Annotated in this window: 27 protein-coding genes; 19 read left to right on the top strand and 8 right to left on the bottom strand. The window is 53.8% G+C overall.

The annotated features are described in order from the left end of the window. Positions 1–11 precede the first annotated feature (11 nt). The 3 genes from KNP78_RS07390 (at position 12) to KNP78_RS07380 (ending at position 2816) form a co-directional block, all read left to right on the top strand. Positions 12–1268, top strand: a complete 1257-nt coding sequence (locus KNP78_RS07390; protein ID WP_214797512.1) for a hypothetical protein — start codon at positions 12–14, stop codon at positions 1266–1268. Between the two features lie 34 nt (positions 1269–1302). Beyond that, positions 1303–1707 (top strand): hypothetical protein, encoded by a 405-nt coding sequence (locus KNP78_RS07385; protein ID WP_214797511.1) that lies wholly within the window; start codon positions 1303–1305, stop codon positions 1705–1707. Between the two features lie 203 nt (positions 1708–1910). After that, positions 1911–2816, top strand: coding sequence for a methyl-accepting chemotaxis protein (locus tag KNP78_RS07380; protein ID WP_034777642.1), 906 nt, complete (start codon positions 1911–1913; stop codon positions 2814–2816). A 38-nt stretch (positions 2817–2854) separates the two neighbouring features. On the opposite strand, the gene KNP78_RS07375 is transcribed toward KNP78_RS07380, so the two are convergent. Continuing rightward, positions 2855–3511: a M48 family metallopeptidase gene (locus tag KNP78_RS07375; protein WP_214823547.1), complete on the bottom strand. Its 657-nt coding sequence runs from the start codon at positions 3509–3511 to the stop codon at positions 2855–2857. Positions 3512–3627: 116 nt separating this feature from the next. Between KNP78_RS07375 and KNP78_RS07370 the strand changes: the two genes are divergently transcribed. The 3 genes from KNP78_RS07370 (at position 3628) to KNP78_RS07360 (ending at position 7214) form a co-directional block, all read left to right on the top strand. Then, the gene (locus KNP78_RS07370; RefSeq protein ID WP_214823546.1) at positions 3628–4800 is read left to right on the top strand and encodes a MalY/PatB family protein; all 1173 of its coding nucleotides are present in this window, start codon (positions 3628–3630) and stop codon (positions 4798–4800) included. Positions 4801–4869: 69 nt separating this feature from the next. Continuing rightward, positions 4870–6081 (top strand): hypothetical protein, encoded by a 1212-nt coding sequence (locus KNP78_RS07365; RefSeq protein WP_214823545.1) that lies wholly within the window; start codon positions 4870–4872, stop codon positions 6079–6081. Beyond that, positions 6078–7214 (top strand): hypothetical protein, encoded by a 1137-nt coding sequence (locus tag KNP78_RS07360; RefSeq protein ID WP_214823544.1) that lies wholly within the window; start codon positions 6078–6080, stop codon positions 7212–7214. Before KNP78_RS07365 ends, KNP78_RS07360 begins: the two co-directional genes overlap by 4 nt. A gap of 63 nt (positions 7215–7277) precedes the next feature. Here KNP78_RS07360 and KNP78_RS07355 read toward each other — a convergent pair whose 3' ends face one another. Both KNP78_RS07355 and KNP78_RS15805 read right to left on the bottom strand, forming a co-directional pair. Beyond that, positions 7278–8288 carry a tyrosine-type recombinase/integrase gene (locus KNP78_RS07355; RefSeq protein ID WP_214823543.1) on the bottom strand — a complete coding sequence of 337 codons (1011 nt, stop codon included), beginning with the start codon at positions 8286–8288 and terminating at the stop codon, positions 7278–7280. Between the two features lie 15 nt (positions 8289–8303). Then, positions 8304–9359 carry a GGDEF domain-containing protein gene (locus KNP78_RS15805; RefSeq protein ID WP_214823542.1) on the bottom strand — a complete coding sequence of 352 codons (1056 nt, stop codon included), beginning with the start codon at positions 9357–9359 and terminating at the stop codon, positions 8304–8306. Positions 9360–9711: 352 nt separating this feature from the next. Between KNP78_RS15805 and KNP78_RS07345 the strand changes: the two genes are divergently transcribed. From KNP78_RS07345 to parC, 3 genes are all read left to right on the top strand, one after another. After that, a complete protein-coding gene (locus KNP78_RS07345) occupies positions 9712–10116 on the top strand; it encodes a CoA-binding protein (protein WP_138859418.1) in 405 nt (134 codons plus the stop codon). Positions 10117–10243: 127 nt separating this feature from the next. After that, positions 10244–12211: a DNA topoisomerase IV subunit B gene (gene parE / locus KNP78_RS07340; RefSeq protein ID WP_214753285.1), complete on the top strand. Its 1968-nt coding sequence runs from the start codon at positions 10244–10246 to the stop codon at positions 12209–12211. Between the two features lie 2 nt (positions 12212–12213). Next, positions 12214–14619, top strand: a complete 2406-nt coding sequence (parC, locus tag KNP78_RS07335; RefSeq protein ID WP_034777628.1) for a DNA topoisomerase IV subunit A — start codon at positions 12214–12216, stop codon at positions 14617–14619. A gap of 60 nt (positions 14620–14679) precedes the next feature. Here parC and KNP78_RS07330 read toward each other — a convergent pair whose 3' ends face one another. Continuing rightward, on the bottom strand, positions 14680–15186 hold the full coding sequence (locus KNP78_RS07330; RefSeq protein WP_214823541.1) for a DinB family protein: 507 nt from the start codon (positions 15184–15186) through the stop codon (positions 14680–14682). Positions 15187–15352: 166 nt separating this feature from the next. Between KNP78_RS07330 and KNP78_RS07325 the strand changes: the two genes are divergently transcribed. Genes KNP78_RS07325 through KNP78_RS07315 form a run of 3 tightly spaced genes read left to right on the top strand, consistent with a single transcriptional unit; the run spans position 15353 to position 17162 of the window. Further along, positions 15353–15964 carry an NUDIX hydrolase gene (locus tag KNP78_RS07325; RefSeq protein ID WP_034777626.1) on the top strand — a complete coding sequence of 204 codons (612 nt, stop codon included), beginning with the start codon at positions 15353–15355 and terminating at the stop codon, positions 15962–15964. Positions 15965–15978: 14 nt separating this feature from the next. Continuing rightward, the gene (locus KNP78_RS07320) at positions 15979–16695 is read left to right on the top strand and encodes an MBL fold metallo-hydrolase (protein WP_214823540.1); all 717 of its coding nucleotides are present in this window, start codon (positions 15979–15981) and stop codon (positions 16693–16695) included. Positions 16696–16712: 17 nt separating this feature from the next. Further along, the gene (locus tag KNP78_RS07315) at positions 16713–17162 is read left to right on the top strand and encodes a GNAT family N-acetyltransferase (protein WP_214823539.1); all 450 of its coding nucleotides are present in this window, start codon (positions 16713–16715) and stop codon (positions 17160–17162) included. A gap of 157 nt (positions 17163–17319) precedes the next feature. Here KNP78_RS07315 and KNP78_RS07310 read toward each other — a convergent pair whose 3' ends face one another. Then, positions 17320–17862, bottom strand: a complete 543-nt coding sequence (locus KNP78_RS07310; RefSeq protein WP_214823538.1) for a GNAT family N-acetyltransferase — start codon at positions 17860–17862, stop codon at positions 17320–17322. A gap of 71 nt (positions 17863–17933) precedes the next feature. Next, positions 17934–18329 carry a hypothetical protein gene (locus KNP78_RS07305; protein ID WP_214797498.1) on the bottom strand — a complete coding sequence of 132 codons (396 nt, stop codon included), beginning with the start codon at positions 18327–18329 and terminating at the stop codon, positions 17934–17936. A gap of 592 nt (positions 18330–18921) precedes the next feature. On the opposite strand from KNP78_RS07305, the gene KNP78_RS07300 reads away from it, so the two are divergent. From KNP78_RS07300 to KNP78_RS07275, 6 genes are all read left to right on the top strand, one after another. Then, complete coding sequence (locus KNP78_RS07300) at positions 18922–19770, top strand: transporter substrate-binding domain-containing protein (RefSeq protein WP_214797497.1); 849 nt, start codon at positions 18922–18924, stop codon at positions 19768–19770. 6 nt (positions 19771–19776) lie between these two features. Then, the gene (locus KNP78_RS07295; protein ID WP_214707772.1) at positions 19777–20472 is read left to right on the top strand and encodes an amino acid ABC transporter permease; all 696 of its coding nucleotides are present in this window, start codon (positions 19777–19779) and stop codon (positions 20470–20472) included. Positions 20473–20582: 110 nt separating this feature from the next. Continuing rightward, positions 20583–20756, top strand: a complete 174-nt coding sequence (locus KNP78_RS07290; RefSeq protein WP_214823537.1) for a hypothetical protein — start codon at positions 20583–20585, stop codon at positions 20754–20756. Positions 20757–20865: 109 nt separating this feature from the next. After that, positions 20866–21774, top strand: coding sequence for an AAA family ATPase (locus KNP78_RS07285; RefSeq protein ID WP_214797496.1), 909 nt, complete (start codon positions 20866–20868; stop codon positions 21772–21774). 1 nt (position 21775) lies between these two features. After that, a complete protein-coding gene (locus KNP78_RS07280) occupies positions 21776–22804 on the top strand; it encodes a DUF58 domain-containing protein (protein ID WP_034777619.1) in 1029 nt (342 codons plus the stop codon). Further along, entirely contained in the window at positions 22801–23778 is a 978-nt protein-coding gene (locus KNP78_RS07275) for a hypothetical protein (protein ID WP_214797495.1), read from the top strand. Before KNP78_RS07280 ends, KNP78_RS07275 begins: the two co-directional genes overlap by 4 nt. A 46-nt stretch (positions 23779–23824) precedes the next feature. Here the strand turns inward: KNP78_RS07275 and cls are convergent, their stop codons facing one another. Then, positions 23825–25291, bottom strand: a complete 1467-nt coding sequence (gene cls, locus KNP78_RS07270) for a cardiolipin synthase (protein ID WP_214823536.1) — start codon at positions 25289–25291, stop codon at positions 23825–23827. 123 nt (positions 25292–25414) lie between these two features. Further along, complete coding sequence (locus KNP78_RS07265; RefSeq protein WP_034777617.1) at positions 25415–26197, bottom strand: LysM peptidoglycan-binding and 3D domain-containing protein; 783 nt, start codon at positions 26195–26197, stop codon at positions 25415–25417. A gap of 208 nt (positions 26198–26405) precedes the next feature. On the opposite strand from KNP78_RS07265, the gene KNP78_RS07260 reads away from it, so the two are divergent. Then, positions 26406–26666 carry a DUF1294 domain-containing protein gene (locus KNP78_RS07260; RefSeq protein WP_232939616.1) on the top strand — a complete coding sequence of 87 codons (261 nt, stop codon included), beginning with the start codon at positions 26406–26408 and terminating at the stop codon, positions 26664–26666. Positions 26667–26702: the final 36 nt, after the last annotated feature.

Genomic DNA, 26702 nt, shown 5'->3' with positions numbered 1-26702 from the left:
GTGGAATCAACATGAAGAAACGAGCGTTGATGGCGTTGTCACTGTTATGGTTGACGGCAGGCTGCTCGGAAGACGTGGACGTCGTCCGCTATGGCCATATCGAGGAGCACTGGCAAGCCGAACGGGTTACGATAAACAGTCAAGAGCCGGAAGTAAATGCCGAAACAATTTTGAACCAATGTGAAGACAAAGAACGATTGGCCGAACTAGACGAAGAGACGTTCTCGGTGCTCGGGATGGCGTATGCGACCCGGGCCCCGTTTATAACTGAAGATTATGATGGATATGCCTTCGACGAAGTGACATATGTTGAAGGGGATGCGGTCTATGCGCTCTGTAGGTCGCATCAAATGGATGGGATACCAGGGTACCAAGCCGTCGAGCTCGAGGCACGGCCGTCTTTCTTAAAAGACGAAGTTGGTACTGAAGTCTCGTTCCTTCCGACCGTCCATGTCGCGACGGAGAACGAGCGGGCCTCGCTACATGAGCCGGACGCCTTCTACGAGAATGGACAAGACATCGAGCCGTATCCGGTCACGCTCATGAGGATGTCCCCCGGATTTAACGGCACGGTCGAGATTGGGATTGGAGAATGGGGCTTCTTTAACCCATCCTTCGACTTTTCGCCGAACCTCAGACAGTTTGATGTGTTCATCGCACTAGGGCGGGATACGGAGACGAACCTGCCTCATCTGCTCATGTCCTATGGCGGGGACGGGGCTCGCTACTCTTCATCCATTCTTCAAGATACCGACCTGCTCAATGGGGCAGACAGTCTGACCTTCCGTCGGGTATTCGAAGGTGGAACGATGGAACCGTCGAAACAAATTCCGCTTTACGATATTACGGTCGAGGTGGACGGACAGATGGTGACGAAGACCTTGTGGATGCGGTTCAAACCGATCCCGTTGCTCAGTGATTCTACCGAGTTAGAGAAGGTTTCGATTGCTTACCTCCATAAGTATCCGTACCACCGTGAAGTCCCGCTCCCTTATCCGGACGCCGTCAGCGTGAGTGGCGAGGCGTATGATCGATTGGTCGAAGCCATCGAGACCGCGCGCCCGTCGACGAAGAGCGGTGAAACGGAAGATTATAAGTATTTGACGCTATTGCGTGGAAATCTTGGGCAACAGTTCGAGGTCAGCTACCAGCAACGTTCGAAAAAAGTCGATGTCTATGTGAAAGACGTGAAGACCGGGGAAGTGTTCAAACTGTCGAGCGTCGGGGCGGAGACGTTCCAAGAACTGTACCCGCAAGCTTTCGAATGAACAGATTGGACGTGAATCAGGGAGGGATGCGCTGTTGAAACGCATGTTAGCTGGATATGTCATCTGCGCGGGACTGTTGCTTGGAGGTTGTGCCAGTAGCGAGGAAGACGTGGATCCGTCTCGTATCGAGTACCAAACGATACATACTGATGGGGACTACGGGTCGACACGCACCATTACCGACGCTGAGACGAATGCCGAGCTTGACCGAACGACCGAAGAAATCAAATGGGAAGACCAGCCCGTCCCAATCGATCGTGACCCGGATGTAAAAGCGACGTTCGTGTTCACGCCGGACGATGCGCCCGAACGTTCGCTCGACTTCGGAATCTGGTTCGATGAGCGGATGATCGGCGGTATCGAGCCGCAGGACAGCCGGGGTGAACTCACGGCCGACCAAGTCACGCTGTTCAAATCAATATTCGATGACCAGGAATGATAGGGGACCCGTGCATGGCACGGGTCCTTTGTTCATGGACTTAGCAGTGAACCAACTGGAAAACACTTCAAATTCAAGATATTGACTCGATTTCAAAAACCGACGCTATTCAGGACTTTTCACACAGGGTACACTAGAATTCCGCTACATTCCAGGAATAAAGCACTAAAGGAAATCGAGAAAAGAAGGTAGGAATAATCGGAATGGAACTGACAAAGACCGCTAGCCTCTCATCCCCTGACGTGCTCCGTGCCCTCGAGGCCAACGTGGCGATGATCCGATTCGACCGTCAACGACGCGTCGTCGATGTGAACGACCTCTTCGCCAAGGCAATGAAATATAAACGTGACGAAATGATCGGGATGCACCATCACTTGTTCTGCACGCCAAGTTTCGTCAGCAGCCCGGATTATCAAGCGTTTTGGAACAAGCTGTTCGACGGTTTCAGTTCGGCCGACAAGATTGAGCGCATCGACGCCCGTGGCGATTCGATTTGGCTCGAGGCCACCTATATGCCGATCTATGAACAGGACGAAGTCGTCGGCGTCGTCAAAATCGCCTCCGACATCACGAGTCGCCAACAGACGATCGAAGAATACGCGCGCTCATTTCGTGACATGGCAGAAAACCTCGACACCCGGGCCCAACGCGGCATGGAAGAGAGTCAACAGTTGAAACAGACGATCGAACGCCTTGATGCGGACTCGAATCAGAACTTGAAGACGCTCGCAAACTTGCAAGAGCAGGCGGGCGAGATCACGAAAATCGCCAGTACGATCAAAGAGATTGCCGCCCAGACGAACCTGTTGTCGCTCAACGCCGCCATCGAGGCCGCACGGGCAGGTGAGCACGGTCTCGGCTTCAACGTCGTTGCGACCGAGGTGCGGAACCTGTCACGTCTCGTCGAACGCGCCGTCATCGAAGTTCGCTCGAACACGGATGGGATGAACAAAGAGCTCGTCTCGATCGTCGACGGTGTATCCCGCTCCAGTGCAGACATTCAAGAGAGTGTGCGCATCATGGAACAGACACTCGAGCGGTTCGAGCATATCGAACAGTCGGCCGAATCGCTGAACGGGACAGCCGAGCGGTTCACCTCCGCCATCTAAAAAAACCAATCGGACATGCCTCCTGAAAAGGGACACGTTCAATTGGTTTTTTTGATTTGCAGCGTATGGCCATGCTGTTTCAACCAGGCCATCGCGCCGGCGACGTCTGGATACACTGACGCTAGCTTCGACCAGAACGCTTTCGAGTGGTCGAAATGAACGAGATGGGTCCATTCGTGGGCGATGACATAGTCCATGACGTCCCGCGGGGCGAGCATGAGCCGGACGTTGATCGAGATCGTCCCGGTCGAACTGCATGACCCCCAGCGCGTCTTTTGGTGGCCGATGCGGATTCGGCTCGCCTTCACACCGAGCTGACGTTCATAGTGGGGCGCCCGATTCGTGACGTAGGCGAGAGCCCGCTCGCGGAGCCAAGCTTCGTGCGCTTTCCGAAGCGATGACTCGTCCCATGCAGCGGGACAGTGAAAGTTTTCGCCGTCGAAACGGAACCTTGTCTCGGTATCACGTTTGACGAGCGGGAACGTCTCTCCGTGCAAAAGCAGTCTGTCGGCTGGTAAGATGTCACGCTTCGGCAATGCGGCGAGGCGATCTTCGATCCAGCCGGCATGCTCCGTTAAAATCGTCTCAACGACCCGGTTCGGGAGCCTAGCTGGAATCCGCAGCTCGATTCCGTCCGGCGTCACGAAGAAAGCCGCCCGTTTCCGGCGTTTATGACGGATGACGGTCACGTCCATCAGATTCACCTCCTTGTAGTATCTCGGTCGATTATAGCCGACGTGCCCCGAATCCGCCATCGTTTTGCGGACTCGGACGTCCGTTTTTTGTTACAGTAGGAGTAGGAGGGATGAACATGAAATCAATCTTACATCAATCGCTTGACCGGACCGGAACAGATTCGGTGAAATGGGACGGGCTCGACCGCTGGTTCCATTTGAAAGATGACGTCTTGCCGCTTTGGGTGGCGGACATCGATATCCGCACGGCCCCGTCCATCTCAGAGGCGCTCACGGCGCGGGCCGCGACAGGCGAGTTCGGATACACATTATTCTCTAGAGAGGCGCAAGCGGCCGTGAGTTCATGGTACGACCGCCGTCACGGGCTCAACGTCGATGCCAATCACGTCTTGTTCTCGAGTGGAGTCGTACCGGGATTGACGCATATCGTCGAGGCGTTGACGGAGGAAGGGGATGGGGTCGTCATCCAGTCGCCCGTCTATCCGCCATTTCATGAACTGGTCACCGGGTTGAAACGGGAGTTGCTCGACGCCCCGCTTCGTCTAGTCGATGGTCGCTACGAGATGGACTTCGATGCGCTCGAGACACAGATGCGCAAGGCGAAGCTGTTCTTGCTCTGCTCGCCGCACAACCCGGTCGGACGGGTATGGACCGAGTCCGAGCTGAAGCAAGTCGTCGAGCTGGCACGTCGCCATGACGTCATCCTCGTCACTGATGAGATCCATGCTGATTTGACGTACCCGTCACAACGGCACACTGCCCTCAATCGACTCGATGACTCGGTCATCACGGTGAGTGCGCCGTCGAAGGCGTTTAATATCGCTGGACTGTTCGCTTCTTACATCATCTGTCCGGATGATGCGATGCGTAAACGAATCATCCAAGTCCAGAACAAACATCACGTCCTGCCGACACCGTTCGCGAACACGGCCATCATTGCCGCCTACACGGATTCGCGCGCCGAGCGTTGGCTTGACCAGTTGACGGCCGAACTCGAAGAGCAGGCGACGTACCTCGTCGAGCGGCTCCAGGAAGAACTACCACAATTGAAGACGTTCATGCCCGAGGCGAGTTATCTCCTCTGGATCGACTTCGCGGGGCTCGGTCTTGAACCGGAAGCGCGGAAGAAGTGGCTGCACGAGCAAGTCCGTCTGTTCTTGTCACCAGGCCTCCCATTCGGTGCGTCAGGGACGACGTTCGAACGGCTCAATTTCGGGACGGCACGACCGGTGCTTGACGAGGCACTCAAGCGCCTGACAGAACATGCCGGTGGAAAGGCGTTTGTATGAATCAAGAAACGGGAAAAATTTCACAATGAGCCACAAAGCTGACATGGCAACAGAAAGCGAGTGAATGCGATGGAGACGATCAATTGGAAAAAGAAGATGGAAGAACAACTGAGGCGTAGCGGATTCACGTTACAGGTCGAGAACATGGCCAACCTTGGTCTGACGGAGATTCATGCATCTTCGTCCCCGTTGATCTCGTATCCGCTCCGGATTCGGCTGTACGTGCGTATGGGATGGCTCATGTGCACCGTCGATGCGACCTCGGTCGACCGGAACGAGGACCATCCGCTGTTCGAGCGCATGATCGCCGCCGTGTTCGAGCGCATCGTCCGCCATCTGTATCACGCCTATGACTTCCATGTTTTGACGTACATCGGTAACACGGGCAACTATATCGCACCGAAGGACTCGGAGACCGGGGAAATCGTCCGCTTGCTCGCGCAACTGTGGACCGACCGCTCCTACCTGCACTTAGAGACGTATGAAGAGTATCCGGCATTATACGTGACGCCACCATGGGCGCACCAAGCCTACGCGTTTGAGAGCACCGAAGACGAATGGATTGTCTATGCGGGCCGGAGCGGCCGTCCGGCGACGGACTATCGCGCCGACGGGACCGAACTAAAACCGCATCGCCTGGCGGAGGGGGACTTGTTCTTCCCGGTGCACCGGATTCAGAAAGACCGAGGCACGCTCGCGCTCGCCGAATGGTTACGGCTCGAGCGTCGGGAGGTCGAGGATTTCATGCTCGCCTTCATGAAGACGATCCAAAAGTTCGATCCAGCCTTCGGATTTTCTTGGGGTGGGGTGGACACGTTCTTTCACGGGGTACCGGTCGAGCCATACGCGCAAGTACTCCGGCTGGAGAGCGGGAAGCGACGTTATCGGGTCATGAACAACTCGGCGAAGCGATTGTTCGCGGTGGCTGACGATCCGCTCGAATGTTTGAAAGAAGTCGAAAAGACGTTACGGGCGGTCCGATTACCGGAACAACGCGTCTCGGCACTCGGGCAGCTCGTCATGGGCATTTGGCAACAGTTCGAAGCCGACGAGACGACGTATATCCAAGAAGTCGCCTATCGCGGCATCTCGCAGTTCCAAATCGAAGAAAAAATTGGTCATGCCTTGGCGAACCGGCAACGAATTCGCTGGATCGAGAAGGCCGACCCTCGCCAGTCCGTCATCGAATTCGCCCATCTGCGGATTTCATTCCCGAAACGACCACCCGGTATCGTCACCGTCGAACCGGTCGAATCTTCTTATGAGAGAGGTGCGCTATGAGAATCGTTGATGCACGTGCCATGTCAATCAGCCATGAGGACTTGATCGCGGTCACCGAGACGTCCGTCTATTACCGCGAAAAGTCGGGTGAGACAAGTTTCTCGATCTTCCGCTATGACGAAGAAGACGGTTCCGTCACTCCGGTCGGCCGTCGTGTGTATGAAGACTACGGAATCTCGAAACTGTTCGTCAGTAAGGACCGCGTCTATTTCTTGAACGAGACACCGGACCGGACCGGTGTCGTCCGAACGGAACTGATCGCCTTCGAGTACCGCTCTGGACAGGAGACAGTGCTCGCGACATTCGAGAAGCGAGGCAACAGCACGCTCTATTGGGTACTCGCCGATCGTTACTTCCTGTTCTTGACGAGTTTCGGGGATGCGGACGAGGCATGGTTGTATGATGCCGAGACGTCGTTCCAAGAACGGATCCGTGACGAACGGCTCGTCGGCCATGCCGGTAAGTTCCGCGAGCTGTATCTGTTCACGACCGAGCTGGACGGGGTCCCTTATATCGTCTGTAACGCCCGATTGGACGAGTTCGCCTATTACGAGGCGCTCGAGGACGGACGGGTCTCGCCAGACGATGCGATCGACCACTCGGAAGCAATCCTCATCTGTTCGCTCGACGAGGCGGTCGAGGCTATCCGGGACCGACAAGGGGAGATCCCATTCGAGGACTTGATTCGGCTCCATGGGGAAGGGGACACGGTCCAATATCTCGGGGAACGGGACGCGAAACTGCGGTTCTCTGCGTTCGTCGATGCAGCGAATGAGGAGACGATTTATGAGTTGGCGGCACCGGACGTGCTCCGGGAGGTCACGGTCGTCGACTGGGGGGCCTATGAACCGATCGACTTCACGTATGATGATGTCAGTTCGACGGTCTTTATCAAAGTCGAGGAATCGGAAGATCACACCGAACTGATTGACGCGACGACCGGTGCCCGCTTCCTCGATACGGCTCCGTTCGAGCGCGTACTCGCTTCGACCTATTTCATCCATGAATCGGCTGAAGGAGGGGGCGGCGTGAGCATCTTCAACCTCGAGACGAACGAACGTCAAACGTTCGAGGACGCCTACTATACAGTGCTCGATGAGACGATTGTCATCCTCTCGACAAAACAGTTATGACAAAAACACCCGAACCTATCCTGTTGATAGATTCGGGTGTTTTATCTTGGTTTACATAATAAGTTATCGTAAACCGGTTAGCGCTTGTTTTTTCTTCTCGTCACCGATATGGGCATATACTTGCGTCGTCGCCACCGACTCGTGTCCGAGCAGTTGTTGGATCGTCAAGACGTCGACCCCGCTCATGGCGAGACGAGAGGCGAACGTGTGTCGCAATTTATGCGGCGTGACCTGCTTGTGCGTCAAAAATGGCAGATATGGCTTCAAGCGGTCGATGTGCCCTTTCAACGCGTGCTGCACCGTGCGGACCGAGATCCGTTTGCCTTTCTCGGAGCAGAACAAGGGACCTGCGCCTTGACCACGATATCCGTCAAGGAGCGGCTCGAGCGGGGAGGCGATCGGGATGACGCGTTCCTTGTTCCCTTTGCCGATGACACGGATCGTCCCGTTCTCTCGGTCGATGTCGTTCCAATCAAGACCGACAAGTTCAGAGACACGCATCCCGGTCAACCCGAGCAGTTGGATCATCAGGAAGTCCCGGTCCCGATTGCGTTCGTACCAGCTCGCTTCGCGGTCGGACATGCCGACGTTGCTGCGGACGAGCGTCGAGAAGTCGAGCCATTCCTGTTCGGTCAAATAGACCGGGTTGCGCTTGGCGCGCTTCGGTCGCTCGACGGCCTGGAACGGGTTGTGCGCAGTGATGCCCGTCTCAATCAGATGATTGAACAGCGACTGCATCGACGACAATTTGCGGTTGATCACGCTCGGTGCGTTGTCGAGCTCGAGGGCGAGGTACGTCGCGTACGCCTCAGCCCCGGCATGGTCGAACTCGACGAACGATTCGATTTCGACCGATGACGGGTCGACCTCGGATGCACTCGCGGTCTCGACCCAGCGGAAGAAATCCAAAAAATCATACAGATAGCGCTGCGCGGTCTGCTCCGAGTAGTGTTTGGCGGCCATGTGGTTCAAGAACCGTTGGATGAAGCCCGGCATGCGTTCATAGCCGCTCAAGTTGAAACGTCTCGCGTCGACTTTCGTCGGTGATTGGCCGAGCTGGCGGAATATACTCAAAAAATCGCTCCTCGCTTAATGATGGATTGACGTGACGATGCGGTCTTTCCCGGCCTGTTTCCCGGCCCGGAGCCGGTCGTCCGCCTCTTTGACGAGCGTGTCGACGGGCTTGAACCCGCGGTGTGTCGTGACACCGAATGTCATTGTCACGCTGAGCCGTCGTCCCTCATAAATCGTCTCGAGAGATTTGATTTGCTGTCTCAGGTGGTCGATCGCTTGCGCCGCCTCGTCCTCTGACTGGTCCGTCAAGAATAAGAGGAACTCCTCGCCGCCCCAACGGACGGCAATGCCGTCGGTCCGCGTGAGCGCAGAGGCGACTTGTTTGAGCACGAGGTCGCCGCAGTCGTGGCCATGCCGTTCATTGAACGACTTGAAATGGTCGATGTCGGCCAAGACGACCGCATACGGGTGTCCCGACAAGACCGCTTCACGGATCGCCTCTTCGATTAAACGGTATCCGGTCGTACGATTATAGAGACCGGTCAGACCGTCCCGCGAGGCGAGGGTATGTAGCCGTTCGTTCGTCTGTTCGAGTTCGGACGTCACCTCGACGACCGCCCCTTCGAAGATGAATGACAGCCCGGCGATCAAGGCGATCGTCGCGAGTAAACACGTCACCCCGATGACTTGCTCGAGGGTCGGGCCGAGCGGCGATGTCCCGTCCGTCACGTTCACATATAAATAGCCATAGATTACCATGGCGAGCATCCTCGAGGCGATCCGGATGGCCCGGCTCACGTTCGGCATGAAGAACACGCCATAGGCGACCGTGAGGATGAAGTAGTGGACGTTCGCGCCCCAGCCAAGGACGATTGTCGAGATGATGGCGTTATAGACGACCTCGACGAAGAGACCGATGAAGAACGTCCGATAATATCGTTTATGTACAAAATAAAAAGACAATGTGTAATAGAGAACGCTGAGTACGTTCGACCAGGCAAGGACGGTTACGTCAAGTCGCCAAAACGTGATCAAGAACACGACATGGATGAGCCAAGCGAACACGTTCCCATAAAAAGTGATGCGGTAATTATATAGTGTACCGCGACGTTCCTCATAGGCTGTTCCCACGCGAACACCTCCTTTTTTCAGTATACCGAACCCATCCTCATTTGCCCATGCCTATCCAACAATCGATTAAAATTGACACGCACAAACGCCTTTAAATCGTACGTATAGTTGCGTGAAATAGATATTTCACGCAATGTTCGTTCACACTGCATTTTCATCCGAGACACACATCGACCTGTGAACCGGAGAAATAACGTCATATAATCCGGTTTACATAATAAGTTATGGTGAACCAATTGATTTGTTTTAAAAATTTGAAAGAGTTACAGTTGTATGATAAAAGAAAATAAAGCTTGAAACGGTGATTCAGGTAAAGGTACACTGAGTACGTAAACAAAAGGGGGATTTCAGGATGGACGATCAACGTTTGAAACAATGGCTCACCGAGGCGAAGACGATTGCTGTCGTCGGCGTGTCAGCCAACCCGAACAAGACCGCAAACCAAATCGCAGACTATCTGCTGTTACAAGGTTACACGGTCATCCCTGTCAATCCGACGCTCGAGACGTGGAACGGACGTAAAGTCTATCCGACGGTCGAGAGCATCCCGGGACGCGTCGATATCGTCGACGTCTTCCGACGCAATGAGTATTTGGCCGGCGTGGCCGAAGATGCGGTCCGACATGGGGATGTCGGTCTCGTCTTCAACCAGCTCGGGCTCACCAGCCCGGACGCCGAGCGAATCGCTCGCGATGCCGGACTCGACTACATCGAAAATCGATGCATCTATGTCGAGCACGCCCGCCTTCTCGGTTAAGACCTACCTCCTTGGTAGGTCTCCTTTTTTTCACGAGCCTTGCTCGCGGGGAGGCTTGCCAGAATCCAAAAACAGCTATACAATAGGATAGAAAAACGAACGTGTGTTCGAAATTGAGGTGACGAAGATGTCAACAGATCTATTTAATTACAATGAAGACGCCATTCAGGTGCTCGAAGGACTGACTGCTGTCCGGAAACGTCCGGGGATGTATATCGGTTCGACCGACCATCGCGGGTTGCACCATCTCGTCTATGAGATCGTCGATAACGCGATCGATGAGGCGCTCGCCGGATTCGGTGGCCAAATCGATGTGACCATCCATAAAGATGATGCCATCACGGTACGTGACCACGGGCGCGGCATGCCGACGGGGATGCACGCTTCTGGCAAACCGACGCCGGAGGTCATTTTCACCGTCCTCCACGCCGGCGGGAAGTTCGGCCAAGGCGGCTATAAGACGTCGGGTGGACTCCACGGGGTCGGTGCCTCGGTCGTGAACGCACTATCGAGCAAGGTGCTCGTCACGATTTATCGCGACGGCAAGGTGTTCGAGCAGACGTTTGCCGATGGCGGGATTCCGCAGACGACACTCCTCGAGACTGGCAAGACGCGCCAGACGGGGACGAGCGTCTACTTCAAACCGGATGCCTCGATCTTCTCGACGACGACATACAACTACGACACGCTCGCCGAACGTCTCCGTGAATCAGCCTTCCTATTAAAAGGATTGACGATCACGCTGACGGACGAGCGCTCTGCCAAAGAAGAGACGTTCCATTACGAGGAAGGGATCGCCGAATTCGTCCAATATTTGAACGACGATAAGGCGACGCTTCATCCGATCGTCTATTTCGAAGGGACAGAGAACGATATCGAGCTAGAGCTCGCCTTCCAGTTCACGGACGCCTATTCTGAGAACGTCCTCTCGTTCGTCAACAACGTCCGGACTCGTGACGGCGGCACGCACGAGGTCGGCGCCAAGACGGCGATGACCCGCATCGTGAACGAGTATGCCCGTAAGAACGGATTGTTGAAAGAAAAAGATAAGAACCTTGACGGCGGTGACGTCCGCGAAGGCTTGACACTCATCGTCTCGGTACGCATCCCGGAAGAGTTCCTCCAGTTCGAGGGGCAGACGAAATCGAAACTCGGTTCGCCCGAGGCCCGTACGAGCGCTGATGGTGTCATGGCCAAACAACTGACGATTTTCCTCGAGGAGAACCCGCAGATGGCGACGATGCTCATCAAGAAGGCGATCCGCGCCGCCCAGGCCCGCGAAGCCGCCCGGAAAGCCCGGGAAGAGGCGCGCAACGGCAAGAAGAAGAAACGTTCGAGCATCTTGAACGGGAAACTGACGCCGGCGACGTCGAAGAACGCCGCCAAGAACGAACTGTTCCTCGTCGAGGGTGACTCGGCCGGCGGTTCGGCCAAACAGGGCCGCGACCGGACGTTCCAGGCCATCCTGCCGCTGCGCGGGAAGGTCATCAACTCGGAGAAGTCGAAACTCCAGGACATCATGAAAAATGAGGAGATCAACACGATCATCCACGCGATCGGGGCTGGGGTCGGCCACGACTTCGACCTTGAAGACTGCAATTTCGACAAGATCATCATCATGACCGATGCCGATACAGACGGGGCCCACATCCAAGTGCTCCTGTTGACGTTCTTCTTCCGCTATATGCGTCCGCTCGTCGAGGCCGGCAAAGTGTTCGTCGCCTTGCCGCCGCTCTATCGGATTTCGAAAGGGAAAGGCAAGTCGGAACAGTTCGAGTACGCCTGGGACGAAGAGGCGCTCGAGAAGCTCGTCAAAGTGTATAAGAAGGGTTATATCCTCCAGCGCTACAAAGGTCTCGGGGAGATGAACGCCGACCAGCTATGGGAGACGACGATGAACCCCGACACACGGACGCTCATCCGCGTCACGGTCGACGACGCTGCCGTCGCCGACAAGCGTGTCTCGGTGCTCATGGGAGACAATGTCGCCCATCGCCGTGAATGGATCGAGGAGAACGTCGCCTTCGGCCTCCAGGAAGATGATTCAATCATCGCCAATGAACACGTGACTAAAGCGATTGAGGAAGTGATGTAACGATGTCGACGATTCAACATATTTTAAACTTGTCGCTCGAACAGGTCGTCGGTGACCGCTTCGGGCGTTACTCGAAATATATCATCCAGGACCGGGCCCTCCCGGACGCGCGCGACGGGCTCAAACCCGTTCAACGCCGCATCCTGTATGCGATGCACCATGAAGGCAACACGAACGAGAAACCGTACCGCAAATCGGCCAAGACGGTCGGTAACGTCATCGGTAACTATCACCCGCACGGTGACAGTTCCGTCTATGAGGCGATGGTACGCCTATCGCAGGACTGGAAGTTGCGTTACCCGCTCATCGACATGCACGGGAACAACGGCTCGATGGACGGCGACTCGGCCGCCGCGATGCGGTATACCGAGGCCCGTCTGTCGAAGATTGCCGGCGTCATGCTGACATCGATCTCGAAGAATACGGTCGACTATACGCCGAACTTCGACGATTCGACCGAAGAGCCGCTCGTCTTGCCGTCACTCCTCCCGAACCTGCTCATGAACGGGACGACGGGGATCTCTGCCGGTTATGCGACCGAGATTCCGCCGCACAACTTGACCGAGGTGCTCAATCTCGCCATCGCCCGCTTGAAAGGTGAGGTCGAGACGACGAATGACGCATTCCGTTATATGCAAGGACCTGACTTCCCGTCTGGCGGGATCGTCATGGGCAAAGACGGCATCTTGAAGGCGTTCGAGACCGGAAAAGGCAAGGTCATCATCCGTGCCAAATCGGTCATCGAGCCACTTAAGGGCGGCCGTGAACAGATCACCATCACCGAACTCCCGTATGAGGTGAACAAGGCGAACCTCGTCAAGAAGATGGAAGAGCTCCGTCTCGACCGCAAAGTCGAAGGTGTCGCCGAAGTCCGTGACGAGACCGACCGGACCGGCGTCCGCGTCGTCATCGAATTGAAGAAGGAAGCCGATGCGGAAGGTGTGCTCCATTTCTTCTTGAAGCATACCGATTTGCAACTCGCCTACAACTACAACATGGTCTCCATCGTCAACCGGACACCGAAACAGATGGGTCTCTTGTCGATCATCGACGCGTACTTGAAGCACGTCGAAGAAGTCGTCACCCGTCGCACGACGTTCGAACTCGATCAGGCGAAGAAACGCGCCGAGATCGTCGACGCGCTCGAACAGGCCATCTCGGTCCTAGACGAGACGCTCGAACTCATCCGTTCGGCCAAAGACAAGTCCGAGGCGAAACAGAAGCTCATGGAGCGGTTCTCGTTCACGGACCGTCAAGCCGAAGCGGTCGTCATGCTCCAACTTTATCGGTTGACGAACACGGATATCGTCGAGCTCCAAAAAGAGGCGAAGGCGCTCCAAAAAGAGATTGCTCGCCTCGCCAACATCTTGAACGTCGACGCGACGAAACGGAAGCTCATCTCGAAAGAGTTGACCGCGCTCCGTGACGAGTTCGGCGACGCACGGCGCTCGGTCATCGAATCGGAAGTCGAAGAGTTGAAACTGAAGACAGAGGTCATGATCGCCGTCGAAGAGACGATGGTGTTCGTCAGCCGCGACGGGTACGTCAAACGTTCATCGATGCGCTCATATGGCGCCTCGAGCGACGAGATGCCGGAGATGAAGCAGAAAGACCGTCCCGTCCTCGTCACCCAGGCGATGACGACGGACCACTTGCTCGTCTGGACGAACAAAGGCAGCTACTTGCTCATCCCGGTCCATCAGATTCCAGAGTCGAAATGGAAAGACGCCGGACAACATGTCGCCAACCTCGTGCCGATCGAAGGCGAACAAGTCGTTTCGGCCGATGTCGTCTCGACGTTCGACACCGACGCGCATTGCCTGTTCGTCACGCGTGAAGGCATGGTCAAACGGACGCCGCTCCGTGACTATGACGCCCAACGCAAGTCGAAGGCGCTCATGGCGCTCAAGTTAAAAGGTGACGATGAGGTCGTCTTCGCTGGCATCAGTGACGGTCCAGGACAACTGTTCCTCGTCTCTGAGCGCGGCTATGGCCTCTGGTTCAAAGAAGACGATGTTCCGGTCGTCGGCCAACGTGCCGCCGGCGTCAAAGCGATGAACTTGAAAGATGGCGATGTGGTCGCCGATGCCTTTGCCTTCTTCACACCGCCGCTGTTCGTCCTCGTGACGCAACGTGGAGCGGTCAAGAAGATGAAGCTCGAGGATCAGTTCGACTGCACGAACCGTAACTTGCGCGGGACGATGCTCATCCGCGAAGTCAAATCGAAACCGCACCAGATTCGTCGTGTGCTCCCGGTGCATGACGATGAAACGCTCCACATCATCGGGAAAGAGAAAGCGAAGACGGTCAAGACGAAGCAATTGACGCTCTTGGACCGCTACGCCAACGGCTCATTCGTGTTTGATGAAGAGACGTTCGGTGAGATTGAGGACGTGTACCTCGATTGAGATCGAACAAAACCCTGTACCAGAGACGATTGTCTTTGCTACAGGGTTTTTCTTATGGATTCAAAGCTCCGCCTTTATCAGATAGCGCTCCAAATCGGCCTGTTGGCGCAAATGATGACGGCTATGCATCTCGATGAGGTCGTACCATTCCTGGGCGTTCAGCCAACCGAAACCGCCATGTCGGGCTTTGACGTCAGGGTTTGCCGCGCGGGCGAGCGGTTCAAGGCGGTTCAAGCGTGCAGATAACTCGTCGATTCGTCGCTCGAGCGTCTCGCGCTTGTCCGTGTTGTTCGGGGGGTGGTTCATCTCATCAGGTAAGCGGATTTTGACCGGTGGGAAACCACCCATCCGGAACAATCGTTCACCGAACTCGGTCTTCCCGAGCGGTTGTTCTTCAGTGGAAGCGAGACACCGGTCAATCTCGTCCGCATATTCCTCGGCCACCACGATGATATGGTCGTACATCTGTCCGATTGACCAGACGTCTGCTGCTGCCTGATAACGGAGCTGCCGCTCGGTATAGCCGTCCAAGTCTGCTTTGAACTGGGATAACAGTGAAATCGGCATGTCCAACCTCCTTCGATTTGATTCTCTATCCAGTATAACACGGGGGCATCAGCTGATTTTTTCAACTCCATGTCACATTAGTTTCTCTTAGGAGCGGGTATTTCTAAAAGGAACAACGATCCCTTTTGGCGAATGGGACAGGAGGACAAATCATGGGGGGATACGTATGTCACAGTGGCTCGATTGGGCCAAGCGGCTACAGGCGCTGTCACAGGCTGGCTTGACGTTTACGAAAGACGAGTTCGATCGAGAACGTTACCTCGAACTCCAACGAATCGCGACCGAGATGTTCGAGCAACAATCTAATCTTGCTTTGCATGAAATCACCGAATTGACCCACGTCGATGGTTATCCGACACCGAAGCTCGACGTCCGAGGCGTCGTCTTCAAGGATGACGCAGTGTTACTCGTCAAGGAAAGGTCAGACGGACTTTGGACGCTCCCGGGTGGCTTTTGTGAGATCGGACTGTCCCCGGCAGAGAACATCATCAAAGAAATCGAGGAAGAGGCCGGTTTCGATGTCGCACCGATTCGGCTGCTTGCTTTGTTCGACATGCATCATCACGACCATCCGCCGTTGTCGCAGCATTACTATAAACTGTTTATCGAATGCGAGTTGATTGGTGGAGAGGCGCAAATTAGTCATGAGACGAGCGAGGTTGCGTTCTTTACACGAGACGCCTTACCACCTTTGTCACTTGCGCGGAACACGCGAGAGCAGCTCTATATGTGTTTTGAGGCCCGTTGGCAAGAAGATTGGACCACGTTATTCGATTAAGGGGAGGGGATTCCATGAAAGTCACACGTTTTGATCACGTCCATCAACTGACGTTTTTCGCACCCATCTTACCCATCAACGTCCAACTGATTGAACGTGAGCTCGGGCTTGTCTTGATCGATACAGGGCTCGCGCAGAACGCGGAAGCGATTTTAGCGTATATCGAGACGTTCGAACGCCCGCTTCTCGCTATCTTGTTGACGCATGCCCATAGGGACCATGTCGGCGGTGTCGATACGATTTTGAAAGCCCATCCTCATGCCGAGCTGTACGTCTCGAGGCGCGACGCCCGTCTCCTTGAAGGGGACCGGACGACTGACCCGGACGAGCGGGCTCTCAAACTGAAGGGTTCTCTCCCGAACATCCACTCCTTGCCGGATAAATTGCTTGACCCAGGTGAGCGGCTGTTCGGCTTACGGGTCTATCCGGCAGCGGGTCATACCCCTGGTTCGATTGCTTTTTTCGATGAGAAAGAGCGGATTTTGTTTGCGGGAGATGCATTTCAGACGCGTGGGGGAGTCGCCGTGGCAGGGGACGTCCGTCCGTTGTTCCCGCTGCCGGGTATCGCAACATGGGATAAGCGTGCAGCGTTAGAGCATGCGGAGAAGTTAATCGATCTCGCACCGCAACGTACATTCGTCGGTCATGGGCAACCAGTCGCCGGGACACATCGGCTCTATTTGGCACTGAAGCGGGCCAAACGCAAGCAAGCACGTCTATTTTTACGATAATCCGGGGGTGCTCACAGGTGGAATTACGCGAGATTCAGACGACAGATTATCAACTGGCCGAGCAAATGCTCGAGATTCAACGAAACGCTTATGCGGTCGAGGCCGAGCTGATCGGTTTCGATGAGATCCCAGCGCGTTATGAGACGGTCGAGGTGATCCAGAATCTGCCCGGTACGAGCTTTGGTTTGTATAACGACGGGCGGTTGATTGGCTTTATCACGATTGAAGCGGCTGAGAACACGGTCGAGGTCACGAAACTGTGCATCGACCCTAGATATTTCAGGGCGAGACTTGCGACGACGTTGCTCGAACACGTGCTCAGCTTGCACGAGGACAAACTCGTCTATGTGCACACCGGCAAACATAACGGACCGGCCAAGAAACTGTACACGAAGCTCGGGTTCGAACCGAGTGCCGAGTTTGAACCCGAACCGGGCGTCACATTGATCCGTTTTACGCGAACTTGAATCCCTTTCGTCAAATTTCACATTCCGTCTCACTACTTTAAGTATACTAAAGAATTGAGACGGAGTTTTATTTTTACTGATAATATATGTTATGTTAACTAAGGGAAAAGTTAAGAAAATCGATGCCAGATATGAGGTCTCTCCTCTCGAAAAAAAATCAGAATATCTTGTACCAATACAACGTCATATCGATGTTCGGATTGCCGGTCTGTTTGAGCGTATCGATACCTCCGAGTGCGAACCCTTCTTTCGCATAAAATCGACACGCGATCACGTTATCGTTCTGCGCTTCGAGCGACAATCCAAGCAACGAGTGCTCGATTGCCCACGTCTCTGCAACTTGTATCAGCAAATGGCCAATCCCGCTGTGTCGATAGCTATTACGGACCGCGATGTTCTCGATATACGCAAAACGGTTCCAATCTTTCACCACACGGATCTGTCCGATACATGTCGTCTCGTCGAATGCCAAGAATACTTGTTTGTCCTCACTGTTGATGTATTCATGCCAGTCCAGTGAATCGTTCGGGAAGCTCGTCACACGGGCTTTCTCATATAACTGTTCCTCGTACGTCCAAACCCCGTCACAAAAGCTCGGAATGATTTTCCCGAGGATTGGAAACGGTTCGTTTGCTTCGTTCACGACGTTGATAGACTCCTCATTCAACGCTTGAATCGAGATGTCTAGTGCATCTTCCATTGCAGCATTCTCCTTTCGATATGTCATGACCGCTCTTACATCGTCTCACCAGACTAGCCATACAGTGATGGTTATGAAATCAGGATTGGCGGCTCTGTTGATATCACTTCGACCACATCATTTGATGTCAGGAACACGTAATGTTGAATATCATAAACCGTTTCGTAAATGTTCTCCGACTCTTCAGCTAACCATTTTAAATAGCTGGAATCGCTCACTTTAAAGAGTGTCCAGTCGCTAAAAAAATCAGGGTCATAATGTTTATATAAATGCTTTAGCGTTTTGAAAAGCGTTCCTTCGTCTGTATTTCGATACGATTGCACAAGTCCGTCAAACAAGAACGTATAGGTGTTCTCATCCGCATCCATAAACACGAGTCTTAATCCGTCTTTGTCATCAATTAGCGCCTGCAGTTCCAGCTTAGCCGGTATCTCTGGGTTAACGGCCCATCTTTCCCATTTCTCCACGTGTATCTCCTTCTTCTACTCTCATTATCTCTACATTACATACCCATCGAGAATAGGGCCATGAAATTCCAAAGTGACAATCCTAGTGGAATGAGCGACAGGATGGTCACCCATCTTTTCTTTGTAAATAGTCCAATCAATAGTGTAATTAAGCCTATTGCTAAAACGATGATCATGGTCATAAAGGTCATGGTTGGTCCATCTCCCGTAGCTAGATTATTGTAACTGGTTTTTAAGATGACTTCTAATCATTCACAACTCATCTTTTATATGATTTGCTAGATTGCTATGAAACTCCTCTTTCTGTTTGATACATCATGGCCAACATCGACGATTCCTTAACTCAACTTCATTCATTGTTGGACAAAGTCCCTTTCCCATCCGCACAACTATTTATATACATGTCCACAACTGTTTCGTTGGAAATTGTAAACTGTATCACTTAACTGAATCGTTAATTCAAGGACATGATAACGCTTTATGGATTTATGTTTCAAATATAAATTCAACTCTGTTTTTCAGTTCTTAGGAGTTGCCTGTAAGCGTATGTCATGCTATTTTTAGACAGATGATAACTTAAGGAGGAACTTGAATGAAACGTATGACAAAAGGTTTGACAGCATCCCTATTATTGGCTGTCCCGCTCGCGGCGTGTGGTGATTCTAGCACCGATCAGGCCGAAACTTCGCGCTGGGACGAAATCAAAGAAGACGGTACACTCACGGTCGGTACGGCCGGTACACTCTATCCTGCCTCATTCCGGGAAGAGGATAGCGATACGTTGACGGGGTTTGATGTCGAGCTCATGAAAGAGGTCGGGAAACGCCTCGACCTCGAGGTCCAATTCAAAGAGATGGCGTTCGACAACATGTTGACGAGCGTCCAAAACGGACAAGTTGACGTCGCAGCGAACGATATCTCGGTCACAGAGGACCGGAAAGAGAAGTTCGCCTTCTCAACACCGTACAAGTACACGTACGGGACGGCCATCGTTCGCAAGAGCGATTTGTCTGGCATCGAGTCAATTGAGGATTTGAAAGGCAAAAAGGCCGCTGGTGAAGCGACGACCGTCTTTATGGACGTGGCACGTCAATACGGAGCCGAGGAAGTCATCTATGACAACGCGACGAACGACCAGTACCTTCGTGACGTCTCGACAGGACGGACCGACGTCATCTTGAACGACTACTATCTTCAGACACTCGCCCTCGCCTTCTTCCCGGACTTCGATATCACGATCCACCCGGATATCGCCTATAACCCACAGGAAGTCGCGTTCTTGATGGACAAAGAGAATGCAGAGCTCCAAGAGAACATCGACCGCGTCCTTGGCGAGATGCTTGAAGACGGTACGGTGAAAGAATTGTCGGAAACGTTCTATAACGGAGCCGATGTCTCGGTAGAACCGGACGTCGACGCGACGATCGTCGAATTGGACTAAGCGGTCATGTTCGAAGGTGTGAAATGGGAAGCAATCTTCGACGTCGACCTGGCTGTGCGCTCGTTCCCTTATCTGCTAGGCGGTTTGCCGAACACGCTTTGGATCTCATTCGTCAGCATGCTCTTCGGCTTGTTGCTCGGTCTCGTGCTTGCCCTTGGGAAACTGTCACCGTCCCGGATGCTTCGGTTCCCGTCGACGTTCTATATCTCGTTCATGCGGGGCGTGCCGATTTTGATTATCCTGTTCATCTTATATTCAGGGTTTCCATTCATCGGCATCGAGTTCGCGGCGCTGACGGCGGCGGTCATCGGGTTCAGTCTGAACTCGGCGGCCTATATCGCTGAGATTATCCGGTCGGCGATCCGTGCCGTCGATCCGGGACAGGTCGAGGCGGCCCGCTCGCTCGGGATGAACAAGTGGCTGACGCTCAAAGGGGTCATCTTGCCGCAGGCGACGCGAATCGCGCTCCCCCCGCTTTCGAACGTGTTCCTCGATTTGATTAAAGCGAGTTCGCTCGCCGCCATGATCACCGTCCCGGAAATTTTCAACAAGGCGAAGATCGTCGGGGGCCGGGAGTTCGACTATATGACCGTCTATCTGGTCGTCGCCCTCATCTACTGGGGCATCTGTACGTTCATGTCGTTCTTCCAAGATTGGCTCGAACGTCATTTTGAACGCTATTTGGATACACCGAAGCGATGACTGACTTGCCTCCTACAGGCAGGTCAGTTTTTTTGTCGGGCGGTTATTGCAAAAGTGACATGGTATAGTCAACTTATTCTATATTTCGCTTCAAAGGAGAGACATCACCTATGTTCTCAAAGCTATTATTCGTCGCATCCGGCCTCATCGCACTCACGTATATTTTATTCGATGGACCGGCATGGGTCAGTGCCTTAAACCCATACACGAGTATGATTGTCCTTTATTACTTGGTTTTTAAGTTCCCGAGCCGGAAAAGAGCGAAGGCGGCCTCTTCAAATTGACCACACGTGACGTACATATTTTGAAGCGCTGGTCTTTAGCGTTCCATCTCGGACCGCGAGTGTGCTATGATTTTCTTAATTATCAGAAAATAGACGGGGGAATTTTATTATGGTGCAACAATGGACGACACATTTAAACGATCAAGTGATCGGGCAGTCAAAGGCGATCAAGCTGTCGACGATCGCCCTCCTCTCCGGGGGACACGTCCTGCTCGAGGACCGACCGGGGACAGGAAAGACGACGCTCGCGCGTAGCCTGGCCACCTCGGTATCGGCCGCATTCCAACGCGTACAGTGTACGCCGGACACGTTGCCGAGTGACATTTTAGGGATGGAACTGTTCAATCCGACGACAGGCACGTTCGAACGGAGAACGGGCCCAATCTTCACGTCGATTTTACTCGTCGATGAAATCAACCGGACGACACCACGGACGCAGTCGGCACTGTTAGAGGCGATGCAGGAGCGGCAAGTGACGCTCGGTGAGGTGTCACTTCGTTTACCGGACCCGTTCTTCGTCATCGCGACGCAAAATCCGTTCGACGGGCAAGGGACGTTCCCGTTGCCTCAGGCGCAGCTCGACCGCTTCTTATTCAAACTGTCACTCGCCCCGCTGTCACGAGAGTCGGAACGCCGGTTGCTACGGAATGAGCATTTGAGTGCGGCTCCGTTCACGTTGCAACAGACCGAGCTTGTCGAGATGCAGCAAGCCGTCCGTGACGTCTTGTTTCACGAGGCGATGGAAGACTACCTTCTCGATTTCGTCGAGGCACTCCGTCATCACCGTGACATCGAGGTCGGACCGAGCCCACGGGCGACGCTCGCCTATACGATGGCAGCCCGGGCTCACGCCTATATGGACGGACGGGATTACGTCACGCCGGAAGACATTCGCGCGCTCTCCCTGCCCATCCTCGGCCACCGGATCGTGTTGACGGTGGAGGCGTCGCTCAAGACGAAGCCGTCCAAATTGATCAAGTCCGTTTTGGAGACCATCCCGGTCCCGTCAGAGGTGTGACATGCAACTCGTCAGCCCTCGCTACCTCGAGTCCGGGTATATGTGGCTCTTGTTCGTCGTCGGGGTGTTCACCGCCCTATACGGGAACGTCTTCCTCGCGAGTGTGATTATCGGGTTCAGCCTGTATGCGCTCATCATGCCGGAGTTATTATTCCGACTCGCTGAGTACGTCCACGTCGAAGTGACTGACGAACTGAAGCTGTTCCCGAACGATGAAGAGACGTATACGCTCAAATTGATTTCGACGGCGCCCGTGCCCCTTGGCGTCGTCCGATTGTCGGGTTATCTCCATCCGACCGTCGAGTCGGAGGCGCACGCCTTCTGGCGCCAAGAGAACTTTGTCGGTCGTGAGGCGGCCGTCGCCTACACGCTTCCACTCAAGGCAATCAAGCGTGGTCCGATCCGCATGGAGGCGATCGGCATGGAGATTCGGGACCCACTCCGTATGTTCTCACTTTATAAAGAAGATCCGCTCGACCGCATCGGGTATGTCTTCCCCGAATTCCTGCCTTATCCGATCCCGAAACGTCCGCCGACGTTACCAGGCGAAGAGATGGTCCGTCATAGCGCCTACCGTGACCCGGAGACGTTCCAGTCGGTGGCCCCGTATCACGGACAGCCGATGCGGCAACTGTATTGGTCGGCCTACGCGAAGACAGGTGAACTGCTCGCCCGCACCGAGCAACCCGTCCAGGCGAACGAATATGTCGTCGTGCTCGACTTGTTGACGAAAGACGGGCGCGCCCTCACCCATCAGATGGAACGGTTGATCTCGCAGGCGGCGGCGCTATGCCGCGACTTCGAGAAAGAGAACGCGAGCTATGGGCTGATCGTCCCGACCCTGACGAAGGAAGGCATCACCTATGACCTCGCCCCGGGGAGCGGTGAGACGCATTTCCGCAAGGTCATGACGACACTCGCCTGTCTGTCGGAACGGGATTTCCCGCTCGCCCGGTCACTGTTCGAACGGAAGGTCGCCAAATACGGCGGCAGCCAATCCATTTTACGACTGGGAGGTGACGGACGATGAGACTACTCTGGTGGGTGTTCGCCGCGTTCTATGTCGGTCACGTGTTTCCGCTCGTCTTTCTGCTGACGCTCCGTTTGCCGCGCAACTGGCAGCTCGGGGTGCAGACGGCCCTGAGCATCGCCGCGCTCTTGTTCTCGTATGAGATGAGCATCACGCTACTGTTGTTCACGTACGTCCACGCCTTTATCCGAACTCTCGATTGGACGGACCGTTACGCGATCGCAAGTGTGCTCTTCCTCATTGTCGATTGGTTGTTCCCGCCGGCGTCTCAGCCGCTGGCGATGATCGTCTTCCCGTTCTTGTTCTTGTTTTGGCAACGGAGCCTGTATTATCGCCGTGACTATAAACGGATGTTGTCCACGCTCGTCGTCGCCCTAGGGGTCGGCCTCGGTTTGGCGATAATCATCCGGACCATCAAAGAGCTGTTGTTCGGCAATCTCGTCGCCTGGATTCAGCCCATCCTGATTTGGATCGGCGGTTGGTTCGACGGAGTCAATCTCGATCCGACCGATCGCGTCAACCGTATCCTCGTCCCGGACAATCCGAACATCGATGCCGAGACGATTTCAAACGAGACGTTACTCGAATCGGCGACGAATCAATCGCTATTCTTGGTCGTGACGTTTCTCGTCGTTCTCGTCAGCGTCATCGCTTTATTCATCTATGTGCAACGCCGAAAAGAAATCCATGAGGATGTGACGGTGCCGAAGCAACGCCATCAAGCGGCCGATTCGGTTCGCCGCTCGACACGGGCCCCACGGCACGTCCGTCTGCTTGATGCCGGGAGACGTCTCGAACAAGCGCATCCCCGCCAGCGCGAAGAGACTGTTTCGGAATGGTTCGAACGAATCGGATTTACCGAAGGGAATCGCTTTGCCACATGGCTGGAGGCGGCCGAGTACGGAGAGAAAGAAGCGCCGGCTCCAATCGTCGAGGCGTTCGAACGGCAAGTCAAACAGACGCTCAAACAATAAGACCAGCCAGATGACCGGACTTTCCGGGACACCTGACTGGTCTTTTTTAGAGGATTGGGCTCAACAGGCGCGACACGCTCTCTTTGAAGCGAATCCATTTCGTTCGTGTCTCATAACGCTCAATTGTTAACCTGTCAGCACATGCGAGGTCTCGATCGAATGCATCGATGACAGACTGGGCCACGACCTCGTCATAGACGAGCGCCGAGATCTCGAAATTGAGTCGGAAACTGCGGGCGTCGATGTTCGTCGTGCCGATCGAGGCGACCTCGCCATCGATGACGAGCGTCTTCGCGTGCAAAAAGCCGCCTTCATACGTATATACTTCGGCCCCGTAGCGGACAAGCTCGGCCGCATTCGTATACGTCGCCCAGTAGACAAACATATGGTCCGGCTTGTTCGGGATCATCAGGCGGATCTTCGTCCCGGACATGAGCGCATTGCGGCAGGCGTCGAGGAAGCTGGCGTCAGGGATGAAATAAGGGGTTTGGATGTAAATCGTCTCTTTCGCCTCGGTGATCATCTTGACGAGCATGTTTTTCAAGTGCTCGGTCGATGAGTTCGGGCCCGATGTGACGATTTGCACCGGTGATTGGGCCGTCTCAATGAGGACGGACGGCCATATGAAATCCTCTTTCTCGGCCCGATGCTTCGTCGGTACAGCACGGTTCCAATCGAGGAGGAAACGCTCGAGCAGTTCTCGGACCGCCTCCCCTCTCATCCGTAGATGCACATCGCGCCAATAGCCGAACTGACGGTTCGTCCCGAGGTATTCATTCCCGACGTTGAAACCGCCGATATAGCCGATCTCCCCATCGATGATACATAGTTTCCGGTGATTCCGGTTGTTGACGCGGAAGTTGATACCGAGGCGTGACGGGAAGAACGATTTGACCTCGCCACCGTGCGCGAGGAGCTGTTTGAAATGGGAACGTCGCAATCCCCGTGAGCCGACGGCGTCATAGAGCAGACGAACCTTGACCCCTTCCTTGGCCCGTCGCGTCAAGGCCGAGATGAGTGCCTGACCGAGCGAGTCGTTTTGGATGATATAGTATTGGATGTTGATTTCCTTTGTTGCCACCTCGATGTCATGGAACAACGCCTCGAACTTCTGCTCGCCGTCATGGATGACTTGAATTGCATTATGATACGTCACGAGCGCATTCGTGGAGGATAAGTTCAAGCGGGCGAGGCGACGATACTTGGATAAGAGCGGATCACTGGCGAACAAGCCGCCATGGTCGTCGAGCTCAGTTAACTGGTTATGGACGTGTTCCGCGTATTCATGCCGTCGTTCCTCGTCGACTTGGTAGAAGTTATTCGATTTGATCAAGCGTCCGAAGAAGATATAGATGAAGAATCCGAGCAGCGGCACGAAGAATAGAACAAGTAGCCAGGCCCACGTCGACCCGATATCGCGCCGTTCGAAGAAGATGATGGTGACCGCAAACGTCACGTTGAGGATGACCAATACGATACCGAGTATGCCTAGAATGAATTCTGTCGTGACCATCTCGATTTCCTCCTTTTGTCTCTTGTTTACCCATTCTTCGTAAGAATGAAATGCTCGTTTGCAGGTAAAGGGATAGACACACAAAAAAAACACCGCGCCTGCGGTGTTTTTGGGGTAAATCGATTAGTTTAAGACTTTGATTGTGATTGATTTACGACCGAAGTTGAGCGCTTGCTCTCGTGTCGGCATCAAGATATCGATTTTGTTACCTTTGATGGCGCCACCAGTATCTCCAGCGATTGCTTCGCCGTAGCCTTCAACCCATACTTTAGAGCCGAGTGGGATGACTGAAGGGTCAACCGCGATGACTTTTTGGTTCGGGTTCGAGCGGACGTCGATTCCTGTTGCCGTGATTCCTGAGCATCCTGCACAGTATGGCGTGTAAGCCGTTGCTTCCACAGTCATCGTCTTACCTGAAGCCGGAGCTTGGGTTTGCGTTGTAGACGTAGACTGTTTCGTCACTGGTGCAGATGTTGATGCTTTTGGTTTAGCGGCTGGTGCGCTGTTCGCAACCGATGCTGCTTTAGCACCTTTTACAGAGAATTGTTGACCAGGGAAAATGAGATCTGAATTAAGACCGTTCCATGTCATCAACTGTTTGACAGATACGCCGTTGTTTGTCGCGATGCGATACAACGTGTCACCTGATTTTACTGTATACGTTTTTGAAGCGCTTGAAGCTTTAGCTTCTGACTTCGCAAGCTTCAATACTTGGTTTGGATAAATCATATTAGAGTTTAAGCCGTTCGCTTGTTTGATGTCATTAACTGATACACCGTTGTTCACGGCGATACGGTAAAGTGTATCTCCAGACTGAACTGTGTGTGTTGATGCTGCCGAAGCTGGAGCAGCGACTCCTAAACTAAGGCCAGCGAGTGCCGTTAGTGTCAATAGTGGTTTTTTCATAAGAATATTCCTCCCTTTTCTAACGCCCCCTTACTGTAACACCTGTATATTTCACTGCCGTTACAGGCTGATATGAGAGTGATATCAGTTCAGTTACAGAAGCTTTCAGCGAGATGAGAGGAATCTGAATTTTTACAATCCAAATACAAATGGCTTAGTTGAGCCATTTTCAGCTATACTAAAGAGAAGAGAAAGGAGGTTTTAGTCTTTGGAACTATTACTGCTATATTACATTGTGACTAATTTCCTAGCGTTTATGTCATTTTACCTCGATAAACGTCGTGCTAAATCAGGGGAATGGCGCATTTCGGAACAAACGTTACTCATTCTCGTTTGGATCGGTGGCGCATTCGGGGCCTATCTCGCGATGCGGTTCTTCCGTCATAAGACGTTGAAGCCGAAATTCCGCATTGGTGTTCCAATCGCCATCTTAGTGCATGCGGGTGTCACCGGTTGGTTCATCTTTTGACGCCATTATATAGAAGAAACTTGTTCAATCACCACG

The organism is Exiguobacterium sp. s28 (genome assembly GCF_018618135.1).
Taxonomy (GTDB): Bacteria; Bacillota; Bacilli; order Exiguobacteriales; family Exiguobacteriaceae; genus Exiguobacterium; species Exiguobacterium mexicanum_A.
This window is presented reverse-complemented; position numbering and strand designations above follow the sequence as displayed.